We start from the raw sequence: 14,484 nt of genomic DNA, 5'->3' as shown, positions 1-14,484 counted from the left end.
ATTGATAAGCAAGACTACCCAAAAAACTGAATTATTCATCTTTCAAAGTGGTGGCCGGATTGATTAGCGCCGTACTGATAGTTCTGTGGCTAACAGTAAGTGCTGCGATTAGCAAAGTCACTATAAATGCAACAGCGAAAAAACCTATTCCAATATCAATCCTAAATTGATAATCATTCAGCCATTGATTGAGAATGTAATATGCAGCAGGAGCAGCAATTAAAAATGCCACAATCACAAGCACAAAGACTTCTTTTGTGAATTTCCCAATGATACTCAGGATTGATGCTCCAAGCACTTTTCGTATCCCCACTTCTTTGGTGCGGTTAGCAGAAATAAAAGCAATAAGGCCATAGAGTCCCAAACATCCAATAATGATAGAAACGGCAGAAAAGGTAGTCATCAATGTAGCAACGCTCTGTTCCTGTTCATAATTTTCGGCCAGCTCTTCATCGTAAAACTGCCAGTCCATCACAAATTCCGGATAAACCTTTTCCCATGAATCTTCAAACTGAGTAATGGCTGTTTTCACGTTTGCTCCTTCTCGCGTTTTAAATGCCACTTCATAATACACATCAGGATCTCTAAGCAACAAGACATATTGAAATCCTTCACTTAAGTCCTGTGTATGAAAATCTTTCATGACCCCTATAACTTTGAGATTATAACCTCTCCACCCGGAAGTTAATCGTTCTCCTAAGGCTCCAGCATAATTATCCTTAAATCCCATCAGGTCTGCAATTTTCTGGTTAACAACCACATAATTGCTACTATCATTTTTACGGATGTTACGACCTGCCAATAACTCTAAGCCATAGAGCTTCATATACTCCTCATCGCACGTTTTAAAGCTTGCGTTAAAATCATCCTCCACATTTAAGGGTGGGTAATTAAAATTTGAATGAGAGTTCGAATTACCTGTTGGAGAGCTTAAAGAAAAGGTAATATTTTCGATAGCCGGATTTTCAAGCATCAATGATTTGAATCTTGCATTTTTCACCTCGTCTCTTTCAGGTAAATAGCTCTTTATGATCGCTTCCTTTTCAAACCCAAGATCTTTTTCCATAAAGTATCTCATCTGCGCAGAAATGATCACCGTACCAATAATCAAAAACTGAGAAATAGTAAACTGAGCAACCACCAAAGCCTTCCTAAGATTTAATCCTCCGGAATGCTCTTTTGCGGAAATCTTACTTTTTAATGCTTTGACCGTATTCATACCACTAAGTAAAATTGACGGATAAAAGCCCGATAAGAAGCTTACTAAAACCAGCAAAACCACAAGGAAGCCGATTGTTTCAAAACCTACAAAAAGATCAAGCGTAAGTCTGGTTCTAATTACGTCTTCAAGCTGAACAAACAGGAATTCTGCGATAGCCAACGAACAAAAAAGGGCGACAAGCGTAATCAATGTTATTTCAGTGAAAAACTGAATGACTAGCTGCCTGGAGTATCCTCCAATGGCTTTTCTAATGCCAATTTCCTTCGAGCGGCTTGCTGCTTGTGCAGTGGCCAAATTAATGAAATTGATACATGCCGTTAATACTAGAAAAATAGCTATTACTGCCAGTGCTTTAATCAGAGCAGGTGAAGTAGAGTAGACATAGTTTCCATATTCATCATCAAAATGAATTTCAGATAGCGGCTGAGAAACAAACCTTCGGCGTTCAGAAGCACCTTTTTCGTAGTTTTTCTCTACAAAATCAAGCATTTTGTTGTCGAAGGCATCTCGATGGAAGCCCGTTCCTGCCAGAAAATAGGTATTCGTGTTGGAGCTAGTGGAGTTCCATGAATTTCCTTCGTTGAAATAAGGATTCATCGCTTTCTGAGAAGTATATTCAAGCAAAATGGTAAACTTGAAATTTGTTGCTTCAGGTGGATCTGCTATTACCCCTACGATTTTGAAATCCTGCAGATTACCAACATTGAAGGTTTCTCCCATTACTTCAGCCTCTTCACCTTCTGATTTTCCAAATAGCTTTCGACTTTCAGAAGCTGAGATTACAGCAGTATTCGGTTCAGTGAGAACCGTCTCGGGATCTCCTGCTAAAAATTCAACAGTGAAAATATTGAAGAAGCTATTTTCGGTATAAACTACTCCCTCCTCCAGTAGAAACTTCTTTATATCTGTTCCATCCTTTACATTGATCTGATTTCCCCAATCATAATGAGTTCTTGCTACATGCTCTACCTCCGGAAAGTCTTGTTTAACTGACGGTCCGACAGGGTGTGGGGTACCCATGCCTTTCTCTACTTCACCAGCCCTTATGCTTTGGTGAACAATACGATATATCTTCTCAAAATTTTCCTGGTGCTTATCAAAGCTATTTTCAAAAACAATGACTTTGTAAATAACCAAAGCACAGCCGATTCCTAATGCAAGTCCTAGCACATTCAGAATGCTATACACCTTGTTTCTGGAAAGGTTCCGAAGAGCTGTTTTAAGATAATTCTTGAGCATGGTCGAAGGGTTTTCAAATCTATAGGGTTGAAAATCATGCCAGATTGACTAACTCATTGATTTACAAAAAAATACACCTGACCTCACATATAAATGTGAAGCCAGGTGTACACTTAAATCGTTCGTTATTGAACAGTTTATTCGTCGGATTTAGATACCTTAACTACCGTTTTATAGATAAAGTAGATAATCAGGCCAAAAATTATTAAACCAGGCCAGCTAGAAGTATCTTCAAATATTCTCATAGCATTAGGATCACCACCGGATTTCATCACACCCACTGTGAGCCCTGCTATTAAAATACCCATCAAGGCTTCTCCAGTGATAAGTCCAGAAGCCAATAATAAACCTGCGTTGTTTCCCTTTTCAATATTCTTGTTGGGTTTTGTTGCTTTAGTAAGCATATAAGCAAGCACACCTCCCACAAAAATGGATGAATCAAGTTCGAAAGGGAGATATAGACCAACAGCGACTGCAAGTACTGGCATTCTGAAGTTTGATCCTTTGGATTTTAAATATTGATCAAATGCAATTATAGCAGCTGCTATTCCTGCTCCGATATAAATAATATTCCATGGCAATCCGCCTCCAAAAATTCCTTGTGCAACACTCATCATCAAAGTGGCTTGTGGAGCTGCTAAAGCTTCTGGTTGCTCAGGGGTTGGCGCTCCAATACCATTTCCTATCAAAAGAATATTTAAAACTATTGGAATGGCAAGTGCTCCTGCTACTACACCTACTACCTGCATAATCTGCTGCTTGTAAGGAGTTGCTCCCAATAGATGACCTGCTTTTAAATCCTGCATGTTGTCGCCGGCAATTGCTGCTGCACAACAAACCACAGCACCAATCAAAATAGCTCCCGCTGCTCCAGCGAGTTCATTACCTGTTCCCATAAGTGTCAGCAATAGAATGGAAGCGAACAAAATGGTTGCAATAGTAACTCCAGAGATTGGGTTATTGGAGCTTCCAACAAGACCTGCCATATAGCCGGCTACCGCTGCGAACAAGAAACCTGCCACAACCATTATGAGCGTCATAGTCATTGAGACAGTTACATCCCCTATTGCAGATTGGTAAATAAGGTAAACGGGAACGATCATAACGCCAATTGCTATAATTACCCATGACATAGGTGTATCCATTTCAGTTCTTATCTGATCCTTCATGGATGTTCCTCCTTTTTTAAACGCTGAAATTCCAGCTTTAAAAGCAGTTCCTAATGATCCGGCAAGACTTAATAAAGCCCACAGCCCACCTACTACCATTGCGCCAACTCCTAAGTATCTCATTTTTGCGCTCCAAAGCGCACCGCCTAAATTATCAGCGTTTACATCACTTATTTTTTCAAAACTTCCTAAAGCAACCAGTTCTGCTGCTACTGCATCAAATCCATTTGAGCCAATGTAGATAGGCATGGCGATCCACCATGTAATAACCCCACCAAAAAACACCAGAAAAGCAATATTTAGTCCTACAATGTATCCAACTGCTACCAACGCAGGTGATAGGTTTAAACTGAAGTACCCATAAAACTTTTGTCCAACAAGCGCTGCTTTCTCAAAAAGACCACTCCATAAATTAAGAGCAGAATCCGCCAATTTGAAAAGGCCACCGATAATTGAACCCCACACTAGGTACTTTACCGCTTTTCCACCTTCTTCCCCTGTTTTCAATACCTCAGCAGTGGCAACACCTTCCGGGAATTTTAGATTTTCTTCTACTATCAGGGCTCTTCTTAAAGGAATAGTAAAAAGGATACCAAGGATACCCCCACACATTGCAATAGCCATTGTTTCAAAATAATTGAACTCTTCCCAGTAGCCCATGATAACAAGGGCAGGAATCGTGAAGATCACACCTGCAGCAAGTGACTCTCCGGCAGAGGCTGCCGTTTGCACCAAGTTGTTTTCCAGGATATTTGAATTTTTAAACACCCTTAAAAGTGCCATTGAAATCACAGCAGCCGGAATGGAAGCAGATACAGTAAGTCCTGCAAATAGTCCAAAATAAGCATTGGCTGCTGAAAGCACCACAGAAAGAGCTGCTCCCAGGAGTACAGCTTTAACGGTAATCTCAGGCAAGCTGGTGTTGGAATCGATATATGGTTTTTCCATCTAAAAAAAGGTTTGAGTTAGGTTGTATTGATTTCGATTGCCGACAAAAATGTCTATTTGTATTGGATTAAACAAAAACACATTCCATTCCCCTATTTCTAAGTTCCATCTTGCAAGTCAATATGCCTTCCATCGTCAAGCCTGTGACACATTGCCCACCAAAGTCAGTATTAAAGAACCAGCAAAACCCAGTCATGTTGTATGGTTGAAATCTTTTTTAAAACGAAAACCAAAAAAATAGAAATGAAAAACCTCGAACCTTTAAGTATTGACCAAGTGTCAGACGAAACAAAAGAAATATTCAATGGCCTAAAAGAAAAAATAGGCAATGTGCCAAACGTGTATGCTACAATTGGAAATTCTTCAAAAGCACTCGAAGGAGTGCTGGAGTTAAATCAAACCTTGTCTGAAGGGGAATTTTCAGGCAAAGAAGTAGAAACGATCGCACTATCATCAGCACAAGTAAATGAATGCAATTATTGCCTTTCTGCACATACAACCGTAGGTAAAATGCAAGGGCTTACGGAAGAAGAAACTGTAGAAATCAGAAATGGTGAAATCGAAGATAAGAAGCTAAAAGCACTTTCTGAACTAACTAAGCAAATGGTAGAATCAAGAGGTAACCCAGATCAGAAATTGATCAACAACTTTTTTGAAGTTGGGTACAATAAGGCCGCTTTGGCTGAACTGATTGGTTTAATAGCTGTCAATGCCATTACCAATTACACCAACCACATTGCTGAAACGGATATTGACTTTCCTGTAGCTCCTGAGTTAGTGCATGCTTAACAGATACGATAAGACGTCTACCAAAAATTAGGGCTGGATTATACCAGTCCTTTTTTTGTCTGAAAGGTTTCTTTTTATTTCACAAAAGACATAATCACATCCATAGAAATCCGATCCTTCAGGTTATTCCAGTAATTGGCTTTTCGCAAGACTCCTTTTTCATCAACTAAAAACTCTGCCGGAATGGTATTGAAAGACTCTTCCCCTGCCATCCAATGAACAGGAAGTTTTTTGAATTTAGCAACCAAAGTGGTTTGAATCAGAAATACAATGTGACTTTTAATTGATTTTGAACGGGAGCTTTCAACTCCAAATTTTGTATACCACACTCTTTTCGGATCAGAAATAATCGGAACCGGAGACATGTTTTCGTAGAAATGATTGGCAATCAAAACTTCCTTGGTAGATTCAAAAAAGAAGATCATTTCCATTCCCATCTTTTTCAAATGTGGATACGCCATTTGAAGTGTGTGAGCTCTAATGTTGCAAAATGGACATCCCACGTGCCTGAAAAATGCGATTAAGAGTTTTTTACCTTTTAAGGATTCCAGATCAACTTCATTGTCGAAAATATCAGTTGCTTGGATCCTCGGAACTGGCTCACTTTCTTTTAAAATATTTCTATTCAATGGGCTTTCGGTTATTTCTACTATTGCTATAATAGAAATACGAAATTATCTAACGCATTGGGTTTATAAATGAATTATTCATACTCCTGATCGCCGCTGGAAGTGGTACCAATCACCTTAACTCCTCCTCTATCAATAACCAACCTTTTTTCACCTGACCTGTTACCTACTTCCAGGTCTCCTGAAGTTGCAGTTAGATCAAAACTCAAATCATTCAAATCATTTACAAAATCAATTTCGATGTTCCCCGAGGTTGCATCAAAGTAGCAATTGTCATTTACCTCAATATCATAGCCATCAATCTCACCAGAAGAAGTCCTGACTTTAAGTGCTCCAACACCCTTTCTAATTTCTACATCTCCCGAAGTGGCTTGCACTTCAATTTTTCCATTGAAACCTGAGATAGTAATATCTCCTGAGCTTGCACGAGTTTCTATGTTTCCTTTAGAATTATAAATTTCCTGATCACCGCTTGTTGATTCAATCTCAGAATCACCAGTTAGTCCATCTATATCAATATCTCCGCTTGACGTCTCAACATCCAGATTTGCGACGATGCTTCTTAGTTTGATATCCCCACTGGTTGCTTCTATTTTGGATTCGCTGGCGCGAAGATTAGCGACATGCACATCACCAGACGAATTGTCAATGTCAAGTTTTACTCCATCAACAATCGTGATGTCTATCCTTGATTTGTCGATTCTATAGTTCTTCCAACTCCCCTTGTTTTTTCTTTCAACACGAATAACAAGTGTTTTACCCACTATGTCAGTGTCAAAACTATAATCACCCTCACCTCCATTCCCACGTATTTCTCCTTTAAAATACACTCGGTCGCCATTTGTAACATATACATCTACGAAGGAGCCTTCGACTCGCACTTCATCCACATTCTCTGCTTCAAGTTCAGACTGAGCTAATATGTTTTGAGCGTAGGTTGGAAACGCTACAATGATTGACATTATCAGGATTAATTTCTTCATGACTCTAATAGCTTTTCAATAAAGATGAAGAAATTTAGAAATAGTTGCTTAGCCCACCTTGAATTTCTTCATCGCGGCGAGAAGTTTTAAACTTTCTTTAAGATATGGATCCTTTTTGAGCTTTTCATCAATTTCATCTTTATCAACTACTTCGCCATCATCAACAGCAGTGGCCAGATCATCTTCATCATTATTTGTATTGGCTTTACGGGTCTCCAGATTTAATGAAACAGATTTTCGGTTTCGATTTTCTTTCGCTCTTTCGATATCTCTTACCAACTTTTGAAGATCCGGGTCTTTATTTAAATCTTCACGATAGAGCTCGTTTAAATAATCCAAAAGCTCTTCAGAGATAGTGTTAGTAGGGCTGTACTTTGCGCTGGCAATTTCATCCCAAGGCAAAGCATTTTCCCTGCTAGCCTCACCAAAGTTATCAGCATCATAAATAGACGGAAACTGCACATCAGGTGCAATACCCACACGCTGGTTGCTACTGCCAGTAACACGATAAAACTTGGCAAGGGTCATCTTAATCTGACCCAGATTCAATTCCGGATTTCTGATGTATCTGCTTAAATCAATGACGTTTTGGACTGTTCCTTTTCCAAAGGTGCTCTCACCAATGATGACACCTCTGCGATAATCCTGTATAGCACCAGAGAAAATTTCAGAAGCGGAAGCACTGCCCCTGTTTACTAATACTGCCAAAGGTCCGTCGTAAAACACTTCTCCTCCGTCTTCATCATCCATTTTATCTACAGACTGATCATAATTTCTTACCTGAACTACAGGGCCATCCGGAATAAACAATCCACTCATTTCAATGGCTTCTTGTAAAGATCCTCCTCCATTAAATCGAAGATCGATTAAAAGCCCGTCCATCCCCTGCCCTTCCAATTCTGTAATCAACTTCTTTACATCTCGGGTAGTACTTCGGTAATCTTCTTTTCCGGCACGCAGTTCTTCAAAATTCAAGTAGAAACTTGGCACGGTAATTACCCCAAGGTTATATGTGGTATTCCCTTCTGTTATTGGAATCATTTCAGATTTTGCCGCTTGCTGTTCAAGATTGATCTTATCCCGTACCAATCTAAGTGTATCAGGCAATGCGTTAATACCTTCACTCGCTTTCAATATCTGAAGCCTTACTACGGAACCTTTAGCTCCCCTGATTTTGGACACTACATCATCCAGTCGCCAGCCTATTACATCCAAAAATTCCCCGTCATCTCCTTGCGCTACGCCTATGATTTTATCGTCTTTTTGGAGCTGCTTACTTTTGTATGCCGGACCACCCGGAATGATTTCTGCAACCTGAGTATAGTCAAGGTTTTGCATCAACCTCGCTCCTATTCCTTCAAGGGAAAGGCTCATGTCAATTTGAAAATTTTCTGCATCCGGAGGCGAAAAATAATCGGTATGAGGATCATAGGAGTTGGTGTAAGCATTCATATAGCTTTGAAACACATCCTCACTATTGTATTGATAAATGGCTTTTTGAATACGTTGGTATCGCTTGGTTAAGCTCTCCGAAATATCATCCCACTCACGGCCTGCTAGCTTGTAGCTAAGTGCCTGGTTTTTAATAATCTTTCTCCAGACTTCATTCTGCTCCGCTTGATTTTTTGGCCATTCCACATCGTCTCTGTCAAACACATACGTTTCATCTTTTGAGAAATCAAACTCAGTCTGCAAAAGCTCAAAGACATGATCGATTTGAGATAGTGCTCGTTTACGATAGACATCAAACACATCGTAGGCAAACTGTAATTCGCCCTCGGGAATCTGATCATCTAATTCATATCGATACTTTTCAAACGCTTCAAGGTCAGAAGCATAGAAATAAGCTTTATTTGGATCAAGCGACTCAAAGTAGGTATCAAAAATCACCGATGAAATAGAATCAGAGAGTGGCAGCTTTCGGTAATGAATTCGCTTCAGCAAATTAGTAATCACATATGCTTCACTGGGATGTTCCTCTTTTGGCTCAAGAGTTTTTAGGGTGTCCCCTTCAATCAAAAATTGAATATCGTCTCCATATTCAGTGGAAACTCCAAATGAGGTGAGTAGTACAAACCCGGCAATCAACAGCAACTTGTTCATATATATGTATTTCTATTAGACGTACCTTTTCAACGCAATAATGAAAAGATTGATTTTAAAATTAGAAGTTTTTTTGTGAGTGGTAAACTCATAAAGATCAAACCATTATTTTTAAAGACCAATGAAGGAAATAATCAGATACATAGTTCCTTATTTAGGTTTTTTAACAATTCGCATTGTTTTAGGTGAACTTGGAATCAAAGTCGGGCAAACGGGATTGCTTATTCTCATTGGACTCATTTCCGTATATTATTTCATCCTTGACAACCCATATAAACCATTTAAAAAGTCTGTAATCATCCTGTTTATCGGCTTTTTGATCGTTTTAGGCTTTTCAAAAACTTATGGTTTGGGCACCTGGCTACCAGCCATTTTATCAGGAGCTTTAGCACTTGTCTATTTCAACCGATTTAAATCCAGACCAGATAAACATTGGGTGGATTACTTAAAAGTAATAGGTGTTTTTTCTATTATCCCAGCACTGTATTTTGATGTCGCTGTTATTGTATTCCCATTTCTTGCATCGATTTTTTTACTCGATAGATTAATAATTAGACCTGTTATGAATAAGACAACACAAATCATTATTTACTGCATCATATCATTGGTATGCATTACACTCTTATTATTTGCATATATCAAAGCGAATGATGCTGAAAAAAGGGCTTATGAAGCTCGAGAACTACAGATGCAGGTGATAGAACTGCAAGACCAGGTAGATGCCCTAAAGACCAAAGCTGAAGAAGCCGTTGCTGAAGCGCTAAGGCAATCGGATCTGGCAGCTCAAGCAATAGAAGATTGTGAAACCAAATAATAATAATAGTAAACAATGAAAAAGTACGTAGTAACATTGATCTTAATCATGATCACAATAACGTCCGTAATTTTCGCATATATAAAAGCAAGCGAGGCTGAAAAATATGCTGAACAAGTAGCTGTCGCTCAACAAGAAGCTGAAAGACTAAGAGATGAGGCTGTCAACCTTCAGGAAATGGCACAAGAAGCAGCTGCAGAAGCTACACTTCAGATGGCCCGAGCAGAAGAGGCTTTGAGGGATTGCCAATCTAAATGACTCACCCTTTCAGGTGATTTTTCAATTTCATTTTTAAGCCCTTTATTTTCTCGCTTTATTTGGTCTCAAATATCAAGCAACATGAAAAAACGAGTAACAGGAATTGGAGGTGTTTTCTTTAAGACACAAGACCCGGAAAAAATGAAAGATTGGTACAGAAACCACCTTGGCATTGAGTCCGATCAATATGGTGGACTCTTTAAGTGGCGGGATCATGAAGACAAAGAGAAAGAATGTACCACTGCATGGGGGCCTTTCAGTAAAGACACCACCTATTTTCAGCCAAGTGAAAAAGAATACATGTTCAATTATCGAGTTGAAAACCTTGTGGAGCTATTGGAAGCCTTGAAGAAAGAGGGCGTACAAATAGTGGGTGAAATAGAAGAGTTTGAATATGGAAAGTTTGGATGGATCATGGATCCTGAGGGACGCAAAATAGAGCTCTGGGAACCAATTGATGCCCCCTTCCTGACCTAAGTCTGCAACATCCGGTTCTTTATCAGCTTCTTATCCAGATATTGAATAATAATCACCATTACTCCAATCAAAACAGCAAGTGGGATAATTTGATCAGACATATTTTTTAATCCGCTAAAACTTTCAAACAGGGATGGTAAAAAATAGGATATTGTACCATACCCAAACCCGAAAATGACCAGCATACCAAGGGCCATTAAAAAATAAAGCTTACGCTGGTTAGACTTTTCCTTCTTACGCAGGACTAGTACAACACGATCTTTAAAATTACCACCAAGCTTAAATGATGGTTCAGTTTTTAAAGCCTCATCAATTAATTGTTCTATTTGTTTTGTCATAGCAATGCTACCTCCTTTCCGGCTTGTTCTTCTACTATTTTTTTGAGCTTCAGTCGAGCTCTATGTATATAATTCTTTACAGTTCCTTCCGGCATTCCGGTTACCTCTACAATCTCAGGATAACTAAATCCATCCAAATAAAACAACGTCAAAACCGTCTTGTAATTTACAGGCAATTGATCTACAAGCTTTAATATAAACTGCTTAGAGTCTTCTCTTTCGGTCATATCAAGTGTATCACCAACTTTAAAAGCAACACCATCCAGGTCAACCATTTCCAACTTCTTTTTCTTGGCAAAATTTACTGCTACCCGATACGCGATCGTAGCGATCCATGTTGAAAGTTTAGAATCAAAATGAAATGAGCCTAATTTATCAACCACTTTAACAAAAACATCCTGGCACAACTCTTCCCGATCCATATTATCGGGCACTACACGAGCAATCATATGAATCACTAGCCTCTCATATTTATCAATGAGCAGTCGAATTGCAGACTCGCTCCCGCTCATTACTTGCTTTACTAGTTGCTTATCATCCATGGACTAAATCATAAGTCAGGAGATGCCGGCTAAAGGTTGCAACAAAAAAAATATTTTTAACCTGCAACATTTCATTTGTTATGCATTGTCCTACGAGCAAAAGATGTTCAATTTAAAAATTACACGATATGCAAGATTTAATACCCATAGTAGCTATTATATCCGTATTTGGATCAACTATCCTTTTTGTGACGATTCTAACCAATTATTCACTGAAGAAAAAATTAATTGATAAAGACATGGTCAATACCCAAACTGCGAACTTGTTTAAAAAGCAAGACAACAAGCAAAGTGCGTTAAAATGGGGGTTGATTGTTTTGTTTGGTGGTTTGGGGCTAATTGTAATTGATTCCATGGGGCTTGATGGCGATGAGGCTATGCCTTACGGAATTGAAGCGGTCAGCATTGCAGTTGGCTTCTTAATATATTACGGGATAATGAAGAAGGAAATGGACAAAAACGAATAAAGACAATGGCGCAACTCAAAGGTCAATAAACTCAAATTCAAGAGCTTGCGCCATTTTATTTCATCTAACAAAACAATCATTTCATCTACTTATCATCGTTTTTCGCAAACGTTTTAAACCATTATTGACGAAGCTGTGTCTAAGAGGTCCTATGAAGTGGAAAATCCTAATCAAACTTCTGTACCTGGTCACCCTATTCGCCGTAGCAGCTTACAAATGGGATAAGGAATCACAATTAATTGATTCCGATCCTAAAATAGACACAAGCACTATTCAACAAGCCTACCACGAAGCGTGATCAAGCGTTTTCATTCCATCGAGTAGAAGTTATATTTGCAGCTTAAAATCTGTTATTAAACTTCAAACTCAATACAATGAAATTCAGACCTGGTGTACTTACCGGACAGGAGGTTACCGACCTTCTCAACTATGCCAATGAAAATAACTTTGCACTACCGGCAGTTAATGTAACTAGTTCAAGTACCGTAAATGCTGTGTTGGAAGCTGCCAGAGATATTAATTCTCCGGTAATGATCCAATTTTCAAACGGTGGAGCAGCGTTTATGGCAGGTAAAGGGCTTTCTAACGATGGTCAGGCAGCAGCAATAGCTGGAGGAATAGCTGGTGCTCATCATGTACATCAAATGGCTGAAGCATATGGTGTATCCGTAATCTTACATACCGATCATGCTGCAAGAAAATTGCTTCCGTGGATTGACGGATTGCTGGACGCTGGTGAAAAACATTTCGAGCAAACTGGAAAACCCCTCTATTCTTCTCATATGCTAGATCTTTCTGAAGAACCAATTGAGGAGAATATTGGTACCTGTGTTGAATATTTTAAGCGAATGAGCAAGATGGGGATGACGCTTGAAATAGAGCTTGGAGTTACTGGCGGTGAAGAAGATGGGGTAGATAATACTGGTATTGATAATTCCATGCTGTATACTCAACCGGAAGAAGTGGCTTATGCATACGAAAAGCTAAAAGAAGTGAGTGATAACTTCACCATTGCAGCTGCTTTCGGAAATGTTCACGGTGTATACAAGCCTGGAAATGTGAAGCTTACACCAATCATCCTCAAAAACTCTCAAGATCACATTGAGGAGAAACACAGTACAGACAAAAATCCGGTAAACTTTGTTTTCCACGGTGGTTCAGGATCTTCAAGAGAAGAAATCAGAGAAGCAATTGGTTATGGTGCCATCAAAATGAACATAGATACTGACCTTCAATGGGCATACTGGGATGGTGTGAAAAATTACTACCAGGCTAAAGAAGGATACTTGCAAGCTCAGATAGGCAATCCGGATGGTGATGATAAACCAAACAAAAAGAACTACGATCCTAGAGTTTGGATCAGAGAAGCTGAAAAGTCTTTTGTGGAAAGACTAAAAATCGCATTTGAAGATTTGAATTGTGTAGGCAAAAACGCTTAAAGATCAATAGAAGAAATCCCTGAACTTCCGCCTGCCGGACTGAGTTCAGGGTCTTTTTTTCCTTAAGAGTCATGGATTCTGAAACAAGTTCAGAATGACGTTTTTAAATAATCAACAAAGCATTAATGAAAAATATATCAGTTATAGGTAGTGGTACCATGGGCAATGGCATTGCTCATGTTTTTGCTCAGAGTGGGTATAATGTTTCTCTCATTGACATCAATGAATCAGCGTTAGAAGAAGCCATCGCGACAATCACGAAGAATTTGGATCGAATGGTTCAGAAGGAGAAAATTTCTGAAGCTGACAAGGAAGCTGCATTGAAGAATATTTCTACATTCACATCTACGGAAGAAGGGGTTAAAAATGCAGACCTGGTTGTAGAGGCGGCAACAGAAAATTTCGAAATCAAGAAGAAGATTTTCGAAAAGATGGACGCTCATTCACCAGAAGATGCTATCCTTTCAACGAATACGTCTTCAATCTCTATCACCAAAATTGCTGCCGCTACCAAGCGACCTGACAAAGTAATTGGGATGCACTTTATGAATCCGGTACCAGTCATGAAATTGATAGAGGTGATCAGGGGGTATGCAACATCAGATGAAACCACTTCCACTATTATGGAGATGAGCAAGAACCTAAAGAAGGTTCCTGTAGAGGTGAATGATTATCCTGGTTTTGTGGCTAACAGAATCTTGATGCCGATGATCAATGAAGCCATCATTACCTTGCATGAAGGAGTTGCTGGAGTTGAGGAAATAGATACAGTAATGAAGCTTGGAATGGCTCACCCTATGGGTCCTCTTCAGTTGGCAGACTTTATTGGGTTGGATGTATGCCTTTCTATCATGAATGTACTTTATGAAGGCTTTGGTAATCCAAAATATGCCCCATGTCCTCTACTGGTGAATATGGTGACTGCTGGGTATCTAGGCGCAAAAACAGGTGAAGGCTTTTACAAATACACCCCGGGTTCAAAAGAACTTGTAGTAAGTGGGATGTTTAATTAAAATCAAAAACACATTAAAGATGAGCAGTCTCATTTGAGACTGCTTTTTTTCATT

Annotated in this window: 15 protein-coding genes; 8 read left to right on the top strand and 7 right to left on the bottom strand. The window is 39.1% G+C overall.

The genetic code is table 11. The annotated features are described in order from the left end of the window. Positions 1-31: 31 nt before the first annotated feature. Together CHB71_RS15820 and CHB71_RS15815 are read right to left on the bottom strand one after the other, a co-directional pair. Entirely contained in the window at positions 32-2,461 is a 2,430-nt protein-coding gene (locus CHB71_RS15820) for an ABC transporter permease (RefSeq protein WP_089357909.1), read from the bottom strand. Between the two features lie 137 nt (positions 2,462-2,598). After that, positions 2,599-4,578 (bottom strand): OPT family oligopeptide transporter, encoded by a 1,980-nt coding sequence (locus CHB71_RS15815; protein WP_089357908.1) that lies wholly within the window; start codon positions 4,576-4,578, stop codon positions 2,599-2,601. Between the two features lie 243 nt (positions 4,579-4,821). Between CHB71_RS15815 and CHB71_RS15810 the strand changes: the two genes are divergently transcribed. Continuing rightward, the gene (locus CHB71_RS15810) at positions 4,822-5,367 is read left to right on the top strand and encodes a carboxymuconolactone decarboxylase family protein (protein ID WP_179213443.1); all 546 of its coding nucleotides are present in this window, start codon (positions 4,822-4,824) and stop codon (positions 5,365-5,367) included. A 74-nt stretch (positions 5,368-5,441) separates the two neighbouring features. Here the strand turns inward: CHB71_RS15810 and CHB71_RS15805 are convergent, their stop codons facing one another. The 3 genes from CHB71_RS15805 to CHB71_RS15795 form a co-directional block, all read right to left on the bottom strand. Beyond that, positions 5,442-5,996: a redoxin domain-containing protein gene (locus CHB71_RS15805; RefSeq protein WP_245811326.1), complete on the bottom strand. Its 555-nt coding sequence runs from the start codon at positions 5,994-5,996 to the stop codon at positions 5,442-5,444. A gap of 74 nt (positions 5,997-6,070) precedes the next feature. Beyond that, entirely contained in the window at positions 6,071-6,979 is a 909-nt protein-coding gene (locus tag CHB71_RS15800; protein ID WP_089357906.1) for a DUF4097 family beta strand repeat-containing protein, read from the bottom strand. Positions 6,980-7,027: 48 nt separating this feature from the next. Next, complete coding sequence (locus CHB71_RS15795) at positions 7,028-9,082, bottom strand: carboxy terminal-processing peptidase (protein ID WP_089357905.1); 2,055 nt, start codon at positions 9,080-9,082, stop codon at positions 7,028-7,030. A gap of 121 nt (positions 9,083-9,203) precedes the next feature. Here CHB71_RS15795 and CHB71_RS15790 point away from each other — a divergent pair, with 121 nt between their 5' ends. The 3 genes from CHB71_RS15790 to CHB71_RS15780 all read left to right on the top strand — a co-directional run bounded on the left by CHB71_RS15790 (position 9,204) and on the right by CHB71_RS15780 (position 10,631). Continuing rightward, positions 9,204-9,896: a cell envelope integrity protein TolA gene (locus CHB71_RS15790; RefSeq protein ID WP_089357904.1), complete on the top strand. Its 693-nt coding sequence runs from the start codon at positions 9,204-9,206 to the stop codon at positions 9,894-9,896. A 15-nt stretch (positions 9,897-9,911) separates the two neighbouring features. Continuing rightward, positions 9,912-10,154 (top strand): hypothetical protein, encoded by a 243-nt coding sequence (locus CHB71_RS15785; protein WP_089357903.1) that lies wholly within the window; start codon positions 9,912-9,914, stop codon positions 10,152-10,154. A gap of 81 nt (positions 10,155-10,235) precedes the next feature. Beyond that, on the top strand, positions 10,236-10,631 hold the full coding sequence (locus tag CHB71_RS15780) for a VOC family protein (RefSeq protein WP_089357902.1): 396 nt from the start codon (positions 10,236-10,238) through the stop codon (positions 10,629-10,631). On the opposite strand, the gene CHB71_RS15775 is transcribed toward CHB71_RS15780, so the two are convergent. Beyond that, the gene (locus CHB71_RS15775; protein WP_089357901.1) at positions 10,628-10,969 is read right to left on the bottom strand and encodes a hypothetical protein; all 342 of its coding nucleotides are present in this window, start codon (positions 10,967-10,969) and stop codon (positions 10,628-10,630) included. The two genes, CHB71_RS15780 and CHB71_RS15775, sit on opposite strands and share 4 nt — an antisense overlap. Then, on the bottom strand, positions 10,966-11,511 hold the full coding sequence (locus CHB71_RS15770) for an RNA polymerase sigma factor (protein WP_089357900.1): 546 nt from the start codon (positions 11,509-11,511) through the stop codon (positions 10,966-10,968). The genes CHB71_RS15775 and CHB71_RS15770 overlap by 4 nt, the downstream gene beginning before the upstream one ends. 128 nt (positions 11,512-11,639) lie before the next feature. Here CHB71_RS15770 and CHB71_RS15765 point away from each other — a divergent pair, with 128 nt between their 5' ends. The 4 genes from CHB71_RS15765 to CHB71_RS15755 all read left to right on the top strand — a co-directional run bounded on the left by CHB71_RS15765 (position 11,640) and on the right by CHB71_RS15755 (position 14,430). Further along, positions 11,640-11,978, top strand: coding sequence for a DUF6249 domain-containing protein (locus CHB71_RS15765; protein WP_089357899.1), 339 nt, complete (start codon positions 11,640-11,642; stop codon positions 11,976-11,978). A gap of 151 nt (positions 11,979-12,129) precedes the next feature. Then, complete coding sequence (locus CHB71_RS18875) at positions 12,130-12,276, top strand: hypothetical protein (protein WP_179213442.1); 147 nt, start codon at positions 12,130-12,132, stop codon at positions 12,274-12,276. Positions 12,277-12,352: 76 nt separating this feature from the next. Beyond that, positions 12,353-13,417: a class II fructose-bisphosphate aldolase gene (gene fbaA / locus CHB71_RS15760; RefSeq protein ID WP_089357898.1), complete on the top strand. Its 1,065-nt coding sequence runs from the start codon at positions 12,353-12,355 to the stop codon at positions 13,415-13,417. A 125-nt stretch (positions 13,418-13,542) separates the two neighbouring features. Further along, positions 13,543-14,430, top strand: coding sequence for a 3-hydroxybutyryl-CoA dehydrogenase (locus CHB71_RS15755; protein WP_089357897.1), 888 nt, complete (start codon positions 13,543-13,545; stop codon positions 14,428-14,430). The last annotated feature ends 54 nt before the right edge of the window (positions 14,431-14,484 follow it).

The organism is Ekhidna lutea (assembly GCF_900188325.1).
In the GTDB taxonomy this organism is placed as follows: domain Bacteria; phylum Bacteroidota; class Bacteroidia; order Cytophagales; family Cyclobacteriaceae; genus Ekhidna; species Ekhidna lutea.
The sequence above is the reverse complement of the archived record's forward strand: the minus strand, read 5'-3'. Positions and strand labels throughout refer to the sequence as shown.

What these genes read in the sequence shown, in the direction of transcription:
- CHB71_RS15755 (WP_089357897.1), top strand. Translation starts at nt 13,543, where the DNA reads ATGAAAAATATATCAGTTATAGGTAGTGGTACCATGGGCAATGGCATT.
- CHB71_RS18875 (WP_179213442.1), top strand. Translation starts at nt 12,130, where the DNA reads ATGAAGTGGAAAATCCTAATCAAACTTCTGTACCTGGTCACCCTATTC.
- CHB71_RS15795 (WP_089357905.1), bottom strand. Translation starts at nt 9,082, where the DNA reads ATGAACAAGTTGCTGTTGATTGCCGGGTTTGTACTACTCACCTCATTT.
- CHB71_RS15800 (WP_089357906.1), bottom strand. Translation starts at nt 6,979, where the DNA reads ATGAAGAAATTAATCCTGATAATGTCAATCATTGTAGCGTTTCCAACC.
- CHB71_RS15780 (WP_089357902.1), top strand. Translation starts at nt 10,236, where the DNA reads ATGAAAAAACGAGTAACAGGAATTGGAGGTGTTTTCTTTAAGACACAA.
- CHB71_RS15775 (WP_089357901.1), bottom strand. Translation starts at nt 10,969, where the DNA reads ATGACAAAACAAATAGAACAATTAATTGATGAGGCTTTAAAAACTGAA.
- CHB71_RS15815 (WP_089357908.1), bottom strand. Translation starts at nt 4,578, where the DNA reads ATGGAAAAACCATATATCGATTCCAACACCAGCTTGCCTGAGATTACC.
- CHB71_RS15810 (WP_179213443.1), top strand. Translation starts at nt 4,822, where the DNA reads ATGAAAAACCTCGAACCTTTAAGTATTGACCAAGTGTCAGACGAAACA.
- CHB71_RS15785 (WP_089357903.1), top strand. Translation starts at nt 9,912, where the DNA reads ATGAAAAAGTACGTAGTAACATTGATCTTAATCATGATCACAATAACG.
- fbaA (WP_089357898.1), top strand. Translation starts at nt 12,353, where the DNA reads ATGAAATTCAGACCTGGTGTACTTACCGGACAGGAGGTTACCGACCTT.
- CHB71_RS15790 (WP_089357904.1), top strand. Translation starts at nt 9,204, where the DNA reads ATGAAGGAAATAATCAGATACATAGTTCCTTATTTAGGTTTTTTAACA.
- CHB71_RS15765 (WP_089357899.1), top strand. Translation starts at nt 11,640, where the DNA reads ATGCAAGATTTAATACCCATAGTAGCTATTATATCCGTATTTGGATCA.
- CHB71_RS15770 (WP_089357900.1), bottom strand. Translation starts at nt 11,511, where the DNA reads ATGGATGATAAGCAACTAGTAAAGCAAGTAATGAGCGGGAGCGAGTCT.
- CHB71_RS15820 (WP_089357909.1), bottom strand. Translation starts at nt 2,461, where the DNA reads ATGCTCAAGAATTATCTTAAAACAGCTCTTCGGAACCTTTCCAGAAAC.